This is a genomic window from Halobaculum roseum (assembly GCF_019880245.1).
In the GTDB taxonomy this organism is placed as follows: Archaea; Halobacteriota; Halobacteria; order Halobacteriales; family Haloferacaceae; genus Halobaculum; species Halobaculum roseum.
On record NZ_CP082286.1, the window covers coordinates 1,525,252 to 1,542,398 of the forward strand.

Annotated in this window: 13 protein-coding genes; 7 read left to right on the forward strand and 6 right to left on the reverse strand. The window is 72.2% G+C overall.

The features are described 5' to 3' along the window. Positions 1-999 (reverse strand): AAA family ATPase, encoded by a 999-nt coding sequence (locus tag K6T36_RS07745; protein ID WP_222920774.1) that lies wholly within the window; start codon positions 997-999, stop codon positions 1-3. Between the two features lie 338 nt (positions 1,000-1,337). Between K6T36_RS07745 and K6T36_RS07750 the strand changes: the two genes are divergently transcribed. From K6T36_RS07750 to mutL, 3 genes are all read left to right on the forward strand, one after another. Continuing rightward, a complete protein-coding gene (locus tag K6T36_RS07750; RefSeq protein WP_222920775.1) occupies positions 1,338-3,581 on the forward strand; it encodes a hypothetical protein in 2,244 nt (747 codons plus the stop codon). Between the two features lie 70 nt (positions 3,582-3,651). Then, positions 3,652-6,360, forward strand: a complete 2,709-nt coding sequence (gene mutS, locus K6T36_RS07755) for a DNA mismatch repair protein MutS (protein WP_222920776.1) — start codon at positions 3,652-3,654, stop codon at positions 6,358-6,360. Then, the gene (mutL, locus tag K6T36_RS07760; RefSeq protein ID WP_222920778.1) at positions 6,357-8,045 is read left to right on the forward strand and encodes a DNA mismatch repair endonuclease MutL; all 1,689 of its coding nucleotides are present in this window, start codon (positions 6,357-6,359) and stop codon (positions 8,043-8,045) included. The genes mutS and mutL overlap by 4 nt, the downstream gene beginning before the upstream one ends. Positions 8,046-8,066: 21 nt before the next feature. Here mutL and K6T36_RS07765 read toward each other — a convergent pair whose 3' ends face one another. After that, on the reverse strand, positions 8,067-8,315 hold the full coding sequence (locus tag K6T36_RS07765) for a DUF7573 domain-containing protein (RefSeq protein WP_222920780.1): 249 nt from the start codon (positions 8,313-8,315) through the stop codon (positions 8,067-8,069). Between the two features lie 121 nt (positions 8,316-8,436). On the opposite strand from K6T36_RS07765, the gene K6T36_RS07770 reads away from it, so the two are divergent. Continuing rightward, positions 8,437-8,682, forward strand: coding sequence for a DUF8024 family protein (locus K6T36_RS07770; protein WP_222606098.1), 246 nt, complete (start codon positions 8,437-8,439; stop codon positions 8,680-8,682). A gap of 41 nt (positions 8,683-8,723) precedes the next feature. Here the strand turns inward: K6T36_RS07770 and K6T36_RS07775 are convergent, their stop codons facing one another. Continuing rightward, positions 8,724-9,710, reverse strand: a complete 987-nt coding sequence (locus K6T36_RS07775) for a 5,10-methylenetetrahydromethanopterin reductase (RefSeq protein WP_222923393.1) — start codon at positions 9,708-9,710, stop codon at positions 8,724-8,726. Between the two features lie 43 nt (positions 9,711-9,753). Then, positions 9,754-10,509, reverse strand: a complete 756-nt coding sequence (locus K6T36_RS07780; protein WP_222920782.1) for a coenzyme F420-0:L-glutamate ligase — start codon at positions 10,507-10,509, stop codon at positions 9,754-9,756. A 149-nt stretch (positions 10,510-10,658) separates the two neighbouring features. Between K6T36_RS07780 and K6T36_RS07785 the strand changes: the two genes are divergently transcribed. Continuing rightward, a complete protein-coding gene (locus K6T36_RS07785; protein ID WP_222920784.1) occupies positions 10,659-12,035 on the forward strand; it encodes an NUDIX domain-containing protein in 1,377 nt (458 codons plus the stop codon). 397 nt (positions 12,036-12,432) lie between these two features. Next, positions 12,433-13,713 carry an RNA-guided endonuclease InsQ/TnpB family protein gene (locus K6T36_RS07790; protein ID WP_222920786.1) on the forward strand — a complete coding sequence of 427 codons (1,281 nt, stop codon included), beginning with the start codon at positions 12,433-12,435 and terminating at the stop codon, positions 13,711-13,713. A 215-nt stretch (positions 13,714-13,928) separates the two neighbouring features. Here the strand turns inward: K6T36_RS07790 and K6T36_RS07795 are convergent, their stop codons facing one another. Both K6T36_RS07795 and K6T36_RS07800 read right to left on the reverse strand, forming a co-directional pair. Beyond that, on the reverse strand, positions 13,929-15,161 hold the full coding sequence (locus K6T36_RS07795) for a threonine synthase (protein WP_222920788.1): 1,233 nt from the start codon (positions 15,159-15,161) through the stop codon (positions 13,929-13,931). Positions 15,162-15,267: 106 nt separating this feature from the next. Continuing rightward, on the reverse strand, positions 15,268-16,035 hold the full coding sequence (locus K6T36_RS07800; RefSeq protein ID WP_222920790.1) for a DUF6517 family protein: 768 nt from the start codon (positions 16,033-16,035) through the stop codon (positions 15,268-15,270). A 125-nt stretch (positions 16,036-16,160) separates the two neighbouring features. On the opposite strand from K6T36_RS07800, the gene K6T36_RS07805 reads away from it, so the two are divergent. After that, positions 16,161-17,126 (forward strand): DUF5787 family protein, encoded by a 966-nt coding sequence (locus tag K6T36_RS07805; RefSeq protein WP_222920792.1) that lies wholly within the window; start codon positions 16,161-16,163, stop codon positions 17,124-17,126. Positions 17,127-17,147 lie beyond the last annotated feature (21 nt).

Sequence of the window (17,147 nt, forward strand, 5' to 3'; positions counted from 1 at the left end):
CTACTCGACGGGCACCGACGAGAGGGCGTCCTCGACCACGTCGAGGCCGGACTCGCTGCCGGTCCGGGGACGGACGCGGTGGGCGAACACCGACGGCGCCTCCGTCTGCACGTCGTCGGGGACGACGTAGTCGCGGCCGTCGATGACGGCGCGCGCCTGCGAGGCGCGCACGAGGGCGATGCTTCCGCGGGGACTCACGCCGAGCTGGGCGTGATCGCGGGTGTAGGTGGCGAGGTCGGTGACGTACTCGCGGACGGGTTCCGAGACGCCGACCTCGCCGACGGTGGCGCGGGCGCGGCGAAGCTCCTCGGTGGTCGCTACCGGCTCCAGCGACTCGATCGGGTGCTCGCCGGCCGTGCGGTCCAGCATCTCCGTCTCGTCGGCCCGGTCCGGGTAGCCGAGCCGGAGCTTCTTCATGAACCGGTCGATCTCCGCAAGCGGGAGCTCGTAGGTGCGCCCGGGCTCGACGTCGTTCTGGGTCGCGATGACGGTGAAGGGGTCGGGGAGCTCGCGGGTGACGCCGTCGACGGTGACCTGCCCCTCCTCCATCGCCTCCAGCAGCGCCGACTGCGTCTTCGGCGGCGCGCGGTTGATCTCGTCGCCGAGGACGATGTTCGCGAACACCGGCCCCGGGCGGAACTCGAACTCGCCGGTCTTCTGGTTGTACACGTTGATTCCGGTCACGTCCGACGGGAGGAGGTCGGGCGTGAACTGGACGCGCTTGAACTCGCAGTCGACCGAGGTCGCAAGCGAGCGCGCGAGCATCGTCTTGCCGACGCCGGGCACGTCCTCGAGGAGGAGGTGGCCCCGGCCGAGCACGGTCACGAGGATGTGCTCGACGGCGGCGTCGTTGCCGACGATGACGCGGGCGACGTTGTCGGCGACGCGGTCGACGAGGTCGGCCGCCTCCGATACCGGAAGCGGCGCGAGGTCGTGGGGGGTCCCCTCCGGGTCCGCGCCGTCGCGGTCGGTCTCGGGCTCGGCCTCCGCGTCGCTCACGCGTCGTACACCCCGGCGGGAGAATACACCCGGATGCGGGCTGTCTGGGTGTCGTTCACAGACCACGTCAAGGGCCGAACGGACCTAACTCTGCCGCATGCGGACGTACGTCATACCGAACCGTCACGGCGTCGCCGCCGTACCGTTCCGGGGGTCTATCGAGCCGTCCGGATCCGAACTGAGGGGCGACGAGCCGATCGAACGGAACACGAGCCGTGCGGAACGAGCCCGATCGCTTCGGGTGGAACCCGGCCGCCGACCGTCCGGACCGCGGTCGGTCGACTGAGAAAGGATTAGGTAGGTCCGATTTCGAGAGATAGCCGATTCGGGTGCGAGACATGTCAGGTGCCCCACGCGGTTCGTACGGACAGGGCTTCGTTGAGCGCGTCGTCGAGGCGGCCGACCGGGCCGAGGCGACGCTCGGCGCCGACGCCGGCGCCGAGACCGTCGCGGCGACGCTGTGTGCGGCGCTGTTCGGCGACGTGCTGGGGTACGACCCCGACGCGTACGATCTGGACGGTCGCGTCGGGCGGCTCCGCGACGACGACGGCGCCGTGAGCGCGACGTTCGCGGCGGTCGGACGCGACGCCGAGAACGTGGGCGCCGCGGTGGTCGCGGCGTTCGAGGCCGCCAGCGCCGAGCCGACGGCCCGATACGTCGTCGCGGGGGGGTTCGACCGGCTGCTCGTCTTCGAGCGCGTCGACCGCGAGGGAGCCGAGAAGGGAGGGGACGGCGGAAGCGCCGGGGACATCGAGAACGCCGAGGACGGCGAGAGCACAGAGGAGGTCCGGACCGTCGCGGGCGTCTCCGCGGTCACCCACACCGCGATCCCGCTGGCGCGGATCGTCGACGCCGGGCGCCAGGGGCGGCTCTCGCAGACGCTCCGGCCGGCCCAACAGCTCGCCGTCGCGAAGCTGACCGCGTTGCGGCCGGCGGAGCTGTCCGCGGTCGACGACGCGGGGGATGTCGACGACGCCGACGGCGTCGGTACGTCCGGGCGCCACGCCGTCGCCGACGACGACGGGCTCGACACGCTCGTCGGGACGCTGCGCGACTGCCTCGGCGACCTGCTCGCGCCGGCCGTCGAGTCGGCACAGGCGCGGCTCGTCGACGACCTCGACGGGTACGACGAGCGCGCGGCCGACCTCCGGGACGCGGTCCGCGCCGCCCGCCGCGGCGACGGCGACGAGACCGCCGCCGGGCCGGCACGCGCGCGACTGCTCGCCCACGAGCGCGACCACGCCGACGCGCGGGCGCTGCGTGCCGCCTACGGCACGTGGGTCCGCGGCGCCGGCCGGACGGGATTCACGCCCTCGGAGAACCGCCGGGCGTTCGCCCGCGTCGTCGCCTTCCAGCTCGTCGAGGAGGCGCTGCTGGAGCGGGTGTTCGCGGGGATGGACCTCCTCGACGAGGCGCTCACCGGCGACGCACTCGAGCGGTTCGGGGAGTTCGCCGAGGGGATGGGCGTCGAGCGCGACGCGGGCGACCTGCTCGGGCTGGCCCGCGAGCGCCGCGCGGACGCCTACGACCGGCGTGCGCCGGACTTGGCCGGCTGGGCGCTCGACGACGACGGGGTCACGGCGGCGATCTCGCGGACGGTCGGGTACCTCGATCACTTCTCGTTCGAGGGCGACCCCGACCGCGCGGTCGCCGCCTACGACCGCCTGCTTTCTGTCGCGGGCCTGCATGGGATCGAGACGGACCCCGCCGCTCCGGACCCGCTTCCCGAGGCCCTGCTCGATGCGGCCGGCTACGACGCCTCGACGGACGCGGGCCTGCACGGGATCGAGGGCGACCTCCTCGACCCCGCCGTCGGCGACGGGCGGTACCTGCTCGCGGCCGCGGAGCGGCTCCGTTCGGGATTCGCGGACGCCGAGCCGGCCGACCGACTGCGGACCCTCGGCGAGCGGCTGACGGGCGCGAGCCCGGACCCGCTGGCGTGTCGCGTGACCGAGACGCGGCTGTTGCTGCGGCTGCTCGGCGACTACCGCGAGGCGCGGTGGGAGGACCCGACGTTCACGCTCGACTCCCTCCCGGTATACTGCACGAACCCCCTGATCCGAGACGGCCACGAGCCGGCCGCCCTGGCCCGGGAGGACTACGACTACGTGGTCGGCGCGCCGCCGGCGACGCTGCGGCGCGACGTGGCCGACGGCCCGGTCGCCGACGCGTACGCCGACTACGACGCGGCGTACTACACCTACGACACCTCCGCGCTGTACGTCGAGCGCGCGAGCGACTGGCTCGCCGAGAACGGGACGCTCGCGCTCCGGGTCGCCGGCCGGTTCCGCGACACGCGGTTCGGGGAGAAGCTCCGCGAACGCATCCCGCAGTGGTACCGGCTGGAGGCGCTTCGGGAGGTCCCGGGCGAGGCGGCCGGCGGCACCCCGGTCCTGCTGGTCGCGCGGCGCTTCCGGAGGAACGAGTCCTTCGTCGACCCCGACGAGTACGAGCCGCCGACGTACGGCTTCACCTACGCCGAGGGGCTCGCCGACGGGGGCGTGCGGCGCTCGTCGGCCCGGCTGACCGCCGAGCACTGGGAGTGGGACGCCGACGGCGACGACGACGAGATCGGGATCTGATCGGCGGCGCGCTCGGCGAGGCGGTGCGAAACCCTTTCGCCGCTCGCCCGCCCGCTGGCAACCAACGACTATGGTCACGGGAGCGCCGGCGACGATGCTCGACCGCCGCGAGGAGCTGACGCCGATGCTCGCGCAGTACGTCGACGTGGCCGAGCGATACGACGACGCGATAGTCCTCTTCCGCGTCGGCGACTTCTACAAGGCGTTCTGCGAGGCCGCCGACGAGGTGGCGCGCGTCTGCGAACTCACCCGGATCGAACGGGAGGACTCCACCGGCACCTACACCGCCTGCGGCATCCCCGTCGACAACGCCCCGAAGTACCTGAAGCGCCTGCTCGACGCCGAGTACCGCGTCGCCGTCGCCGACCAGGTGGAGGACCCCGAGGAGGCCTCGGGGCTGGTCGAGCGCGCGGTCACGCAGGTGCTCACCCCCGGAACCGTCGTCGAGGAGGAGTTGCTCGCCGAGGGGTCGAACACCTACGTCGCCTGTGTCGCGACCGCGGAGGGAGGATCTGAGGACGAATCCGAAGAGAGCCCCGCCTACGGCGTCGCCTACGTCGACGTGTCGACCGGCGAGTGCGCCGTCACCGCCGGCGACGCGGCCGCCGTCGACGAGGAGCTCGCGCGGATCGCTCCCGCCGAACTCCTCGTCGGTCCCGGCGTCGACCCCGCCGTCGTCGACGGCGCCGACTGCATGCGAACCGAACGCGACCCGGAGACGTTCGATCCCGAGGCCGTCCACGGGGTGCTCGACCGCTACGCCGACCCCGACCGGTTCGACGCGACCGAGCGCGTCGCCGCCGGCGCGCTGCTGTCGTACGCCGAGTACACCCAGGGCGACGACGGCCCGCTGGAGTACGTCCGTCGCGTGCGGCGGTACGACCCCCGGCGCTCGCTGCGCCTCGATGCGACCGCGCTCAGGGGGCTGGAGCTGTTCGAGAACCACGTCGGCTCCGGCCGGACGCTGTTCGACACGATCGACGAGACGCGGTCGGCGCTGGGGCGGCGCCGCCTGCGCGCGTGGCTTCGTCGACCGCTCGTCGACCGCGAGGCGATCGAGGCGCGCCACGACGCGGTCGCGGCGTTCGCCGAACGCACGCTCGCCCGCGAGGAGGTCCGCGACGCCCTCTCGGCCGCCTACGATCTGGAACGACTCGCGGGGCGGATCTCCCGGGGGCGCGCGAACGCCCGCGACCTCCGGTCGCTCCACGACACGCTCGCGGCGGTGCCCGACATCCGCGAGGCGATCGGGGGCGTCGACGCGCTGGCCGAGATCCGCGGTGACCTCGACCCGCTCGACGACCTCCGTGAGCTGATCGACGAGGCCGTCGTCGAGGAGCCCCCCCAGGAGATCACCGAGGGCGGCGTGATCCGCGCGGGCTACGACGGGGAACTCGACGAGATCCGGACGACCGCCCGCGAGGGGCGCGAGTGGATCGCGAACCTGGAGGAGCGCGAGCGCGAGCGCACCGGCATCGACAACCTGGAGGTGGGGTACACACAGGTCCACGGCTACTACATCGAGGTGACGAACGGGCAGCTCGAGAAGGTGCCCGACGACTACACCCGCCGCCAGACGCTGAAGAACTCCGAGCGCTTCTACACGCCCGAGCTGAAGCGCCGCGAGGACGAGATCCTCGGCGCCGAGGAGCGCGCCGACGCCCTGGAGTACGAGCTGTTCGCCGATCTGCGCGACCGGGTCGCCGACGAGTCCGACCGGATCGGCGCGCTCGCGGACGCCGTCGCCCGCGTGGACGCGCTGGCGGCGCTCGCGACCGCCGCCGTCGAGCGCGACTACGTCCGCCCGGAGATGGGCGCCGACGAGATCGCTCTCGATCGCTCGCGACACCCCGTCGTCGAGGAGACCGCCGACGAGTTCGTGCCGAACGACGCCGCCTTACCGGGGGGAACCGTCGCGCTGATCACCGGCCCGAACATGAGCGGGAAGTCGACGTACATGCGCCAGGTCGCGCTCGCGGTCGTGCTCGCGCAGGCCGGCTCGTTCGTCCCTGCCGACGCCGCGCGCCTCCCGGTGGTCGACCGGGTGTTCACCCGCGTCGGCGCCAGCGACGACATCGCCGGCGGCGAGTCGACGTTCATGCGCGAGATGCGCGAGCTGACCGACGTGCTCCACGATGCGACCGGCGACTCGCTGGTCCTGCTCGACGAGGTCGGCCGCGGCACCTCGACGGCCGACGGCCGGGCCATCGCCCGCGCGGCCGTCGAGTTCCTCCACGACGAGACCGGCGCGACCACCCTCTTCGCGACCCACTACCACGAACTCACGGACCTGGCGGACGAGTACGAGCACGTCGTCAACCGCCACTTCGCGGCGACCGAGCGCGACGGCGGGGTGACGTTCCTCCACCGGATCCGCGAGGGCGCCGCCTCCTCGTCGTACGGCGTCGAGGTCGCCGAACTGGCGGGCGTTCCCGAGTCCGTCGTCGCCCGCGCGCACGACCTCGTCGCCGCCGACCGCGACGAGGGGGAGCCGACAGCCGACGCCGGGTCCGGGTCCGGGTCCGCCGGGGCGACACCCCAGCGCACGCTCGACGAGATCGCGACGAACGGGCACGGCCACGGCGACGACGGCGACGACGCGGCGTCCGTCGACGCCGCGCCCGCAGGCCGCGACTCCGCCGTCGCCGACCTGCTCGCGGACCTCCGCGACCTCCCGCTCGCCGAGACGACGCCGCTGGAGGCGCTGAACGCGCTGCACGAGTACCAGCGCCGCGCCGAGGAGGCCGCGAACGCCGACGACGCGGGTGAGGGGTCGTGAGCGAGGAGTCGTCCGGCACAGCGGTCCGCGAACTGTCCGAGGACACCGTCGAGCGCATCGCCGCGGGCGAGGTGATCACCCGGCCCGCCCGCGTCGTCGCCGAGCTGGTGGAGAACGCGCTCGACGCCGGCGCCGACCGGATCGAGGTGGCCGTCGACGGCGACGGCACCGACCGGATCCGCGTCGCCGACGACGGCCGCGGGATGGGCCGCGAGGACGCCGCCCGCGCGGTCGAGCCGCACACGACGAGCAAGATCCGTGCGGCCGACGACCTCCGAACGGCGACTACGATGGGCTTTCGCGGGGAGGCGCTGGCGGCGATCGCCGACGCCGGCGACCTCGAACTCGTGACGAGCGACGGCGCCGCGGTCGGAACGCGGGTGACCGTCGCGGACGGCGAGAAGACCGTCGAGGACGCCGGGCGCGGGCGCGGCACCACGGCCGTCGTGACGGACCTGTTCGGCGACCGGCCCGCCCGCCGGGAGTCGCTGGCGTCGCCCGCGCGGGAGTTCGGCCGGATCTCCGAGCTGCTCACGGCGTACGGGCTCGCCCGGCCCGAGGTGGCGTTCTCGCTCGAACACGACGGCCGCGAGACGGCGTCGACGCCGGGCACCGGGCTCCGGGACGCGCTCGTCGCGCTGTACGGCCGGGAGACCGGCGGCGAGTCGACGGCGGTCACCCACCGCGCCGGCGTCGATCTGGCAGACCGGTCGGCCGACCTCGCGGTCGAGGGGCGGCTCTGCTATCCGTCGACGACCAGGTCGACCCGGGAACACGTCCACGTCGCCGTGAACGGCCGGCCCGTCCGCGACGACGACCTCCGGCGGGCCGTCGCGCGCGGGTACGGGAACCTGCTTCCCGGCGGACGGGAGCCGGTCGCCGTCGTCCGCCTCGACCTACCGGCGTGGGCGGTCGACCCGAACGTCCACCCCGCGAAGGAGCGCGTCGCGATCCGCGGGGGCGACGCCGTCGCCGACGCGGTCGAGGCCGGGGTTCGGGAGGCGCTGACGACCGCCGACCTCCGCAGGTCCGGCGAGGTGGCGATGGATCTCGACTCCTCGCTTTCGCCCGCGGAGGCGACGGAGTCGGACTTCGCCGACGCGACCGTGCTCGGCGTCTTCCGTGACCTGTACGTCGTCTGCGAGTCGGGCGACGACCTGCTCGTGGTCGACCAGCACGCCGCCCACGAGCGCGTCAACTTCGAGCGCCTGCGGGAGGCCCTCGCGGACGAGGCGGTGCCGTCGGCCGAGTTGGACCCCGCGGAGACGGTGACGCTGGATCCGCCGACCGCGGCGGCCGTGGAGGAGCACCGCGAGGCGCTCGCGGCGCTCGGCTTCTCAGTCGACCCGTTCGGCGGGACGACCTACCGAGTCACGGCGGTGCCGGCGCCGCTGGGACGCGTCGCCGACGCGGACTCGCTGCGGGGGGTCGCGACTGACCTCCGGGAGTCGGGCGGCCGCGGGGGCGACGCCGCGGCGGCCCTGCGGGAGGGTCTGCTCGCGGACCTCGCCTGTCACCCGTCGCTGAAGGCGGGCGACGCGCTCGACCGCGAGACGGCGGGTCGGCTGGTCGAGCGACTCGGCGAGTGCGAGCAGCCGTACGCCTGTCCGCACGGCCGGCCGACGGTGCTGTCGGTCGGGGCGTCGACGCTGGCGGACGGGTTCGAGCGCCACGGCTCGCGGTGATCCTCCGGGGCGACGCCCCGCTCACCACTCCTTGCAGTCGCCGCAGACGTAGTCGCCGTCGTCGCGCCAGCGACGGGTTACCGACTCGCCGCAGGCGTCGCAGGCGGCGCCGTCGGGCGAGTAGTCGTACGTCGGGGTCGCGGGGTCGACGGTGTCTACTGCCTCCGCGTCCGCGCCGGCGTCGGTGTCGGCCTCCGCGTCCGCGTTCGTGTCGGCGTCCGCGTCCAGCTCGGCGCCGGCGAACTCCTCCAGCGATCGGTCTTCGGGCACGGTCGAACCGAGCGCCGCCCGGGGCATAACTCCGGCGCGAGGCGGTCGCGACCCCACGGCCCATGCTCGCGCCGTCGCCGACACATCAACGCTCAAGTCCCCGCGGGTCCGAGCGCCGAGCATGGTAACCGTCATCGACTTCCTCACGCGGCTGGTCACCAGCGTCGTCGACCTGATCGTCATCTTCGTGACGGACGTGGCGCTTCGGGACCCGCTGTCGTTCGTCTCGTTCCTGTTCGGCGCCGCGTTCGTCGGCGGCGCGTCGCTGGTGATGGGCTATCTCGCGCTCGGCGCGCTGGGGTACGAGTTCGGCATCGGCAACCTCGCGGCGAAGAGCCAGCGCGAACGCGCCCGCGGCCAGCGCTGAACCGACCGGCCAGAACGACTTCTCCGCCGTCCTGTTCCGTCCTACTCCGTCGCACGAGCGGCCGCCTCGGCCGCCAGCTCGATCGCCGCGTCGAGATCCGGTCCCAGCGGCGAGCCGATGACCAGCGAGTCGGCGTGCTCCAGCACCGCGGCCATGCGCTCGGCGACCGCGTCGGCGTCGCCGGCCATGCAGAAGGCGTCGACCATCGCGGGCGTGACTAACTCGAACGCCTCCGAAAAGTCGCCGGCGGAGATCCGGTCGCCGATGTCACCCGCCAGGTCGGCGTCGAGCCCGTGGCGGTCCAGCACCGGCGGGGCGGCGCCGGCGGCGATGAACGCGACCGGGGGGCGGGCGGCCTCCCGGGCGGCCTCGGCGTCCTCGGCGACGCTGACGGCGGCGTAGGCCGCGAGGTCGAAGTCGCCGCGGGAGTCGGGGCGGTCGGCCGTGCCTTGCTCGACCTGGCCTCTGGCCCACGCGAGGTCGTCGGGGTGCGAGCCGTTGAACAGCAGGCCGTCGGCGTGCTTCCCCGCCATCCTGCACATGTGGGGCCCCTCGCCGCCGACGTACACCGGGATGTCGGCGCCCTGCGGGGGCCGGTAGTTTAGCCCCGCGTCGGCGGCGTCGAAGGTCGAGGCGCCGTCGACGCGCTCGCCGGCCCACAGCTTCTGTGCGGTCTTGAACGCCTCCAGCACCGGCCGGAGGCCCCGCTCGTCGCCGAGGCCGAGGTTGCGGAGGGTGGAGGGGTCGCCGGGGCCGACGCCGAAGACGGCGCGGCCGCCGCTGGCCTCGTCCAGCGTCGCCACCTTCGAGGCGAGCGTCGCGGGGTGGAACTCCAGCGGGTTGACGACGCCGGGGCCGAGCCGGGCGGTGTCGGTCGCAGCGGCCAACTGCGAGAGCACGGAGAAGGCGTCGCGGTTGTTGTAGTGGTGGGAGACGAACAGCGAGTCGAATCCGGCGTCCTCGGCGAGCGTCCCGAGTTCGACCATCCGGTCGACTGAGTGTTCTGGCGCGAGTTCGATGCCGAGCATCGGCGGGGCGGCGTCCGTCGACTCGTCGCCGGCGTCGATCGGGCTATCCATCGAACTCCCACCCCCGAACCGCCTGGCGGATCAGGTCGCCGTCAACGTCCCGGAAGTGCGCGTCGCTCTCCGCGTGGTCCCCCCACTCGAAACCGCGGACGACGACGACCGGGGTTCCGTCGTCGCCCTCGCCGGCGACGAGGTTGGCGGCCGCCGCGAGTTCGTCGGCGACGTTCTCGACGGTCACCCCGAGTTCGCGGCCGTCGCGGTCCGACTCGCCGCGCCAGTCGCGGGCCGGCGCCATCCCGGCCCAGCCGACGGCGACGCCGCGCTGGCCGTGACGGAACGGCCGCCCGCAGGTATCGGTGACGAGCACGCGGTCGGCGGGCAGTCCCTCACGGATGCGCTCGGCCGAGTCGGAGGGACGCTCCGGCAACAGGAGGAGGTCGCCCTCGGGGACGTTCGAGCGGTCGATGCCGGCGTTGACGCCGACGTGGCCGAACCGGCTCTCGGTGAGCAGGAACGGCGCCTCCATGATCACCTCCGTCGACTCCTCCAGGACGGCCTGTGCGAATCGGGGGTCCTTCTCGTCGCCCGAGATCTCCGAGAGGCGGTCGGCGATCTCCCGCGCTCGCGGGCCGGCAGGGAAGTCGTCGAGGTCGAACGCGCGGCCCTCGGCCTTCGAGACGACCGTCGAGGCGACGCAGACCACGTCGTCGGGACGGAGGTCGACCCGGTCGCGGACGAGCGCCGCGAGGTCGTCCCCCTCCCGGATCTCGGGGAGCTCGGGGACGGCGAACAGTTCCATACCCGCCCTGCGGTCGTCGCCCGCAAAAGCGCGCCGGTGGTGGTACTCGTATCCGGTGTTCGCGTCCACACCGCCGCGGCGACCCGGTCGCGACCGCCGTTCGGGCCGCCGTCGGTACCTCGAAGTCGCCGGCGCGTCCAGTGTGGCACATGGCACACGTCGTCACCGCCTTCCTCCGCGACCGCGGCGAGGTGCTCCTCGTCCGCCGGGGCGACGCCGTCGGCACCTACTCGGGGCGCTGGGGCGGCGTCTCGGGGTACGTCGAGGACGAGACCGACGACCCGGTCGACGACGCGCTCCGGGAGATCCGAGAGGAAACCGGCATCGGCAAGACGGACCTGACGCTCGTCCGCCGCGGCGACACGGTCGCCGTCCACGACGCCGAGGGGGCGTTCACCGTCCACCCGTTCCTGTTCGACTGCGACACGCGGGCCGTGGAGCCGAACGAGGAGCTGGCCGCGACCGAGTGGGTCCAGCCGCCGGCGATGCTGGAGCGGGAGACGGTGCCGCGGCTGTGGGACGCTTACCGCGCCGTCGGCCCGACCGCCGAGACCGTGGCCGCCGACCGAACGCACGGCTCCGCGTCCGTCTCGGTCCGCGCGCTGGAGGCGCTTCGCGACGAGGCCGCCGACGCGACGCTCGCGGGCCACCCGTGGGAGTCGGTCGCCGACGCCGCCCGCGCCCTGCGGGACGCCCGGCCGGGAATGACCGCGCTCGCGACGCGAGTGAACCGCGTGATGAGCGAGGCCGACCGAAGGGAGGCCTCGACACGAACGGGGAACACAGTGACCCGTGAGGGGAACGAGGCCGATCGGACGCCGGCGGCGGTCCGGGACCGGGCGGTCGCCGCCGTCGCCGACGCGGTCGCGGCCGACGACCTGGCGGCACGGGAGACGGCCGCGGTGCTGGCCGACCACGGGGACGGCGACGACGGCGGGTCGCCGGCGCTGCTCACGCTGTCGCGCTCGGGCACCGTCGCCGAGGTGCTGTCCGACGCCGACGGCCCGGTGTTCGTCGCCGAGTCCGAGCCGGGCGGCGAGGGACGCGAGGTGGCCGCGTCGCTGGCGGCCGGCGACGACGAGCCGGCGACCGACGACCGCGCGGTGACGCTCCTCCCGGATTCGGCGGTCGCGTCGCTGCTCGCCGACGGCCGCGTCGACGCCGCGCTCGTCGGCGCCGACGCGGTGTTCCCGGACGGCGGCGTCGCCAACAAGGTCGGCACCCGCGGGCTGGCGCTGGCGGCCGCCCGCGAGGGCGTGCCGGTGTACGCGGCGACCGCGCGCGACAAGGTGGTCCCCGCCGGGGCGGCGTTCCACCCGGAGGAGGCACCCTTCGAGGCGGCCGAAGGCGTGGAGACGTACGCGCCGCTGTTCGACCGCGCGCCGGCCGACTGCGTGACCGTCGTGACCGAGGACGGCCCGCTCGACCCCGAGACGGTGCGTGCGATGGCCGAGGAACACCGCGCGCTGGCGGCGTGGGACCGCGACGGCGACGCGGACCGCGGCGACGACGATGGGAAGGAGTGATACGCGCCGGTCAGGGCCCAGTTCAACGTGCCCTCTCTACCGACCAAACACCGTCGCCCCCCACGGAGATAGACGGGGTTTTACTTGTCCGAGCAGGGATCCTACTCGTGGTGGCAATGACGAGCGTTACCCCCGCAGAGCCCCTTGTGACGATACTCTTTAACTGAGCCACCACTCTCTCAGCAGTTACAGTCGAATCCCTGGAGAGACGTGTCTCGGACCGCCGTATCTACTTCGTCGGGATCAATGTCCGCTTTGCGGAAGTGCAAGGAGAAAGCCCCGAGCTTCAGGGCGGGGAGGATCCGACACGCTCTTTCACAGTCCACCGCTCGATGGCACGGTTAGATATTCTACGCTAATCCAAATTATTAAATCATATTTATTACGTATATCATGTATGGCGAATCAGGTCGTCACCCGCACCTATACTGCTTCCATTCGGAATCAGCCACAGGTGTCCGACGACCTTGATTCGCTCGGGTTCTCTGCCTCGAAACTCTGGAACGTTGGACGGTGGGTTTGCGACCGCGTCTGGTCAGAGATCGGCTACATACCCGGTCACAACGAACTCACTTCGTACCTCAAGTCCCACGAACGCTACGATGATCTGCATTCTCAGTCAAGTCAGCGCGTTCTTCAGGAACTCGCTGAGGCGTTCCGTAGCTGGTACGGCAAACGACGCAACGGAGATACGAGAGCGAATCCACCGAAGTACCGCAAGCACGGCGACGACCACCCACGAAGCACGGTCACGTTCAAGCAGAAAGGCTTCAAACTCGACGCCCAGTACGACCGGGTCCGACTCAGCAAAGGGTCGAACCTGAAAGAATACTGGTCGGACTTCATCCTCTGCGAGTATCAGACCAGACCTGACGTTGACCTCTCCACCGTAGAGAACGTCCAACAGGTACGAGCTGTCTGGACTGGTGACGAGTGGGAACTCCATTTCGTTTGCAACGTCGAAATCGACGTATCCGAAGCACCCGGTCTGAAGACCGTGGGCGTTGACCTCGGTATCAACAACTTCGCCGCCCTCGCCTACGAAGGCGGCCACAGCGAACTGTACCCGTTGAACTGTTTGAAGCAGGACGACTACTACTTCAGCAAGCGACTCGCTCGATGTGACGATTCGGACTCCGAGCAGGCCACGCGGCTGAACCAAAAGAAGTCAGCTCGCCGCACCCACTACTTCCACACGCTCGCCAAACACATCGTCCAACGATGTGTGGACGAAGGTGTTGGAACGATTGTGGTGGGTGACCTCTCCGGTATCCGCAAGGACGAGGAGAACGGGGAGTCGAAGGACTGGGGAAAGCACGGTAACCTGGACCTACACTCGTGGGCGTTCGACCGCTTCACAGACCTACTCACCTACAAGGGCGAGATGGAGGGTATCACGGTCGAGCAGGTGTCTGAGCGAGATACGTCCAAGTCGTGTTCGTGTTGTGGAAGAATGCGTGACGCGAACCGTGTTGAACGCGGACTGTACGTGTGCGATGACTGCGGTACGGTGGCGAACGCTGACGTCAACGGTGCCGAGAACATTCGACAGAAAGTATCTCCGAGTCTCGCCTGTGATGGGGGAGATAGGAGTAACGGCTGGTTGGCACAGCCATCGACGTACCTGTTCCACAAGGAAACTGGTGCATTCGCACCTCAAGAACGGATCACGTCGTAAACCAGAAGATCCCAACGTGGGAATCCTCGACTACGGGAGAGGAGGATGTCAACCCCACCGAGCCCCGTTGACGAGGGATTCACCCGAGCCGCCCGATACCGACTCCCGAGCCGCGGCTGTGTGGCGTACACGTGAGGGCTCGCGGTGTGTTACATCACGAGCGACTGCCCTCGTCTCCGTAGAAGAACCTTCGCCGGGAGCGCTGCGTCCGTCGGCTACTCTGCCGCCTCGCCCGCGGCGCCCTCCTCCCGCGCGCCCAAGTGGCTCCGCAGCGTGTCCACGTCCTTGTTCCCGGCGCCGGTGTTGAGCAGGACGACCGTGTCGTCCTCCCCCAGTTCGCCGCGCTCGGCGAGCTCGAACGCCCCCGACACCGCCGACGCGCACGTCGCGCCGACCTCGATCCCTTCCGCCTGCGCGACCTCGATCGCGGCATCGAGGATGGCCCGGTCGCTCGTGGCGACGGCGCCGCCGCCGGACTCCTCGATCGCGTCGAGGATCCACGGCGACGCGCCCGGGTCGGGCACCGCGATGCCGTTACAGACGGTGGTGATGTCCGCCCACGCCTCGTGGACCTCGGCACCCTCCTCGAAGGCGCGCACGACCGGCGCACAGCCCTCGGCCTGCGCGGCGTACATCCCGGGCAGGTCGTCGATGAGACCCAGCTCGCGGAACTCCGTCGCGGCCTTGTGCATCCCGATCAGGCCGACGCCGCCGCCGGTGGGGTACACGACCGCGTCGGGCACGTCCCAGTCGAGCTGCTCGATGGTCTCGTAGGCCATCGTCTTCTTCACGTCGTGGCGATACGGCGTCACGAACGTCTTCGTGGAGTACCAGCCGGCCGCGTCGCCCTCGGCCCCGGGCTCCATCGCGGCGGCGTACTCGGCGCCGGCGTCGGTGATCTCCCCCTCGGCGACCCGGAGGTCGCCGCCGTGGACCTCCGTCATCGCCTTCTGAGTGAAGCCGGCGCGGTCGGGGAGGAACACGTGCGAGTCCAGTCCCGCGCGGGCGGCGTAGGCGCTGGCGGCCTGTCCCGCGTTGCCGGCGCTGTTGAGCGCGATCGCGTCGGCGCCGTGTTCGACCGCGGCGGTGACGGCGCCCGTCTGGCCGCGGTCCTTGAACGTCCCCGTCGGGTTGCGCCCCTCGTCCTTGATGTAGACGGCGCCGACGCCCATGCGGTCGGCGAGCCTCGGACACTCGACGAGCGGCGTCGCGCCCTCGCCCAACGAGACGGCGACCTCGCGGGAGAACGGGAGCAGCTCCTCGTAGCGCCACAGCGAGTCGAACGGGCGCGATTCGAGTGCCTCCCGGGAGAGGTCGACCGCGTCGAGGTCGTACTCGGGGTCGGTGATGCCGCCGCAGTCGGGACAGCGGTGGGTCACCTCGCTCGGGTCGTGGCGCGCGTCGCAGTCGATACAGCGCAGCGCGACGAAGGCGTCGGTGGTTCGCATGGGTGCCGGCTCGGCGGGGCGCGACTAACCCCTTGTGCATCCGGCGGTCCGCACGGTGAATCGAGGCTGTGGTCGGGTCACGCCGGCTCGACGGCGGTGACTCGCCTCACTCCACGCGCGTCACGATCCCGCGAACCTCCCTGCGGTACGCGTCGGGCGTGAGGCCCAGGTCCACGTCGACGGTGACGGTGATCGCCTCCGAGAGCTCCTGATCGACGGCCCGTGTGACGTTCTCCGCGGGGTAGGCGCCGCCGGCGATCAGGAGGCCGCCGTCGTGGATCCACGAGGCGAGCAGCCCCTCGACGGCGACGCTGCCGCCCTCGACGGTGACCGTCTCCCCGCGCACGTCGAACGAGAGCGCGTCGAACTCGAAGGCCGCGCGGTACTCGGTGAGCGCGGCGTCCTCCCCCGTCTCGACCGTCAGCGTCCCGGCGTCGCTCGCCGAGATGTCGGTGAGGCCGGCCGACGAGAGCTGCGACTCGAACTGGCCGCGGGCGACCTCGCCCGCGCGGGCCGCGAGTTCCTCCCGCGCCGACTCCACCGGAACGTCGGCGAGGTTCGGCGAAAAGGCGATCCGGCTGGCGAAGACGTTCGACAGCGGCGCGTCGAGCGCCCCCAGGGTCTTCTCGGAGACCTCGGCGCGCAGCGCCGCGTCGTCGTACACGCGGGTGACCGCCGTCGCGGTCACGTCGACGCCGGCGACCGTCCGCGAGAGCACCTCCTCGGTGTCGGCGCGCGTGCGCTCCCATCCCCCCTCCTCCAGCCGGTCCGCCGGCAGCGACGGGGCCCGGACGGTCCCCGACGCGGTCCCGCAGCCGGCCAGCCCCGCGACGCCGGCGGCGGCCGCGCCCGCGAGGAATCGTCGTCTGTCCATGCAGGCGGGGAGCCGACGCGACACAAAAGCCCGTCGTCGCGGGTATCACCCCCGATAGCGACCGATCCGTTCCGGGTTACCCCACGGGTGCGAGCGCTTTTGTCCGTCCGGTCCCGCGCCCCGGTATGGAGTTCGGCTTCGAGTTGGCGCTGTGTGCCCACCTCGAGCGGGCGACCGACTGGGTGCTCGCGCGCCAGCTCGGCGGCGCAGTCGCCGCCCCCGGGAGCCGCGTCGTCGACGTTGTCGGGCTCGTCCCCGGCCCGTCGTTCGAGGAGCGCGCCCGCATCACCGACCGGACGATCCCGCCGAAGGCCGTCGAGAGCGACGCGGGCGTCGCCGAGGCGGTGCCGGTCACCGAGGCCGTCGACGCCCACCCGGACCGCGCGCGCGGCATCGTCGACGCCGCCGTCGACCGCGGCTTCTTCACCGAGGAGCGTCGCGGCGGGCGGCGCTACGTCCGCAAGGCGACGTGCTACCCCGACGACTGGGTCGACGAGCTGGTCGCCGTCGAGAACAAGCCCGACCTCGGGCGCCCGGGCGACCTCCGGCGACAGCTCCGGGTCGACGCCAGCCTCGCGCTGTTCGACCGGGTCGTCCTCGCGACAGCGAGCCACGTCACCGGCGCGCATCTGAACCGGATCCCCGAGGCCGTCGGCGTCTGGCGCTTCCGCCCGGAGACGGGCGAGCGACGGGTGATCCGCGAGGCGACCCCGCTCGACGCCGACGGCCCGGGCGTGGAACTGCTCGCCGAGCACCCCGGCCGCGCGGACGTGGCGCTCGTGAGCGCCGCCGAGAAGGCCGAGAAGCGCCGCCGGATCGCCGAGCGCGCCTACGGGAAGGGCTGGCGGACCTACGAGTTCCCGGCCTGCGGCAACTGCGAGGCGACCGCCGACGGGCGGCCCCGCTGTGCCCACTTCGACCGCGTCGTCGACCCCGCGAGCGACTGCGGGGAGTCGTGTCCGGGGTGGGAGCCGGACGAACCGGCCGCCGACGGCGACGACGCCGCGGCGCTGCGCGACGCGCGGACCCCCTGGACGCGCGACCCGCCCGGCGTCGCGCGCCGGCAGGCGGGACTGGATCGGTTCGGCTGACCGTCGGGCGGGGGTCCGAGG

What these genes read in the sequence shown, in the direction of transcription:
- K6T36_RS07775 (WP_222923393.1), bottom strand. Translation starts at nt 9,710, where the DNA reads ATGCTCGGCATCGAACTCGCGCCAGAACACTCAGTCGACCGGATGGTC.
- K6T36_RS07750 (WP_222920775.1), top strand. Translation starts at nt 1,338, where the DNA reads ATGTCAGGTGCCCCACGCGGTTCGTACGGACAGGGCTTCGTTGAGCGC.
- K6T36_RS07795 (WP_222920788.1), bottom strand. Translation starts at nt 15,161, where the DNA reads ATGCGAACCACCGACGCCTTCGTCGCGCTGCGCTGTATCGACTGCGAC.
- mutS (WP_222920776.1), top strand. Translation starts at nt 3,652, where the DNA reads ATGGTCACGGGAGCGCCGGCGACGATGCTCGACCGCCGCGAGGAGCTG.
- K6T36_RS07790 (WP_222920786.1), top strand. Translation starts at nt 12,433, where the DNA reads ATGGCGAATCAGGTCGTCACCCGCACCTATACTGCTTCCATTCGGAAT.
- K6T36_RS07780 (WP_222920782.1), bottom strand. Translation starts at nt 10,509, where the DNA reads ATGGAACTGTTCGCCGTCCCCGAGCTCCCCGAGATCCGGGAGGGGGAC.
- K6T36_RS07805 (WP_222920792.1), top strand. Translation starts at nt 16,161, where the DNA reads ATGGAGTTCGGCTTCGAGTTGGCGCTGTGTGCCCACCTCGAGCGGGCG.
- K6T36_RS07770 (WP_222606098.1), top strand. Translation starts at nt 8,437, where the DNA reads ATGGTAACCGTCATCGACTTCCTCACGCGGCTGGTCACCAGCGTCGTC.
- K6T36_RS07800 (WP_222920790.1), bottom strand. Translation starts at nt 16,035, where the DNA reads ATGGACAGACGACGATTCCTCGCGGGCGCGGCCGCCGCCGGCGTCGCG.
- K6T36_RS07785 (WP_222920784.1), top strand. Translation starts at nt 10,659, where the DNA reads ATGGCACACGTCGTCACCGCCTTCCTCCGCGACCGCGGCGAGGTGCTC.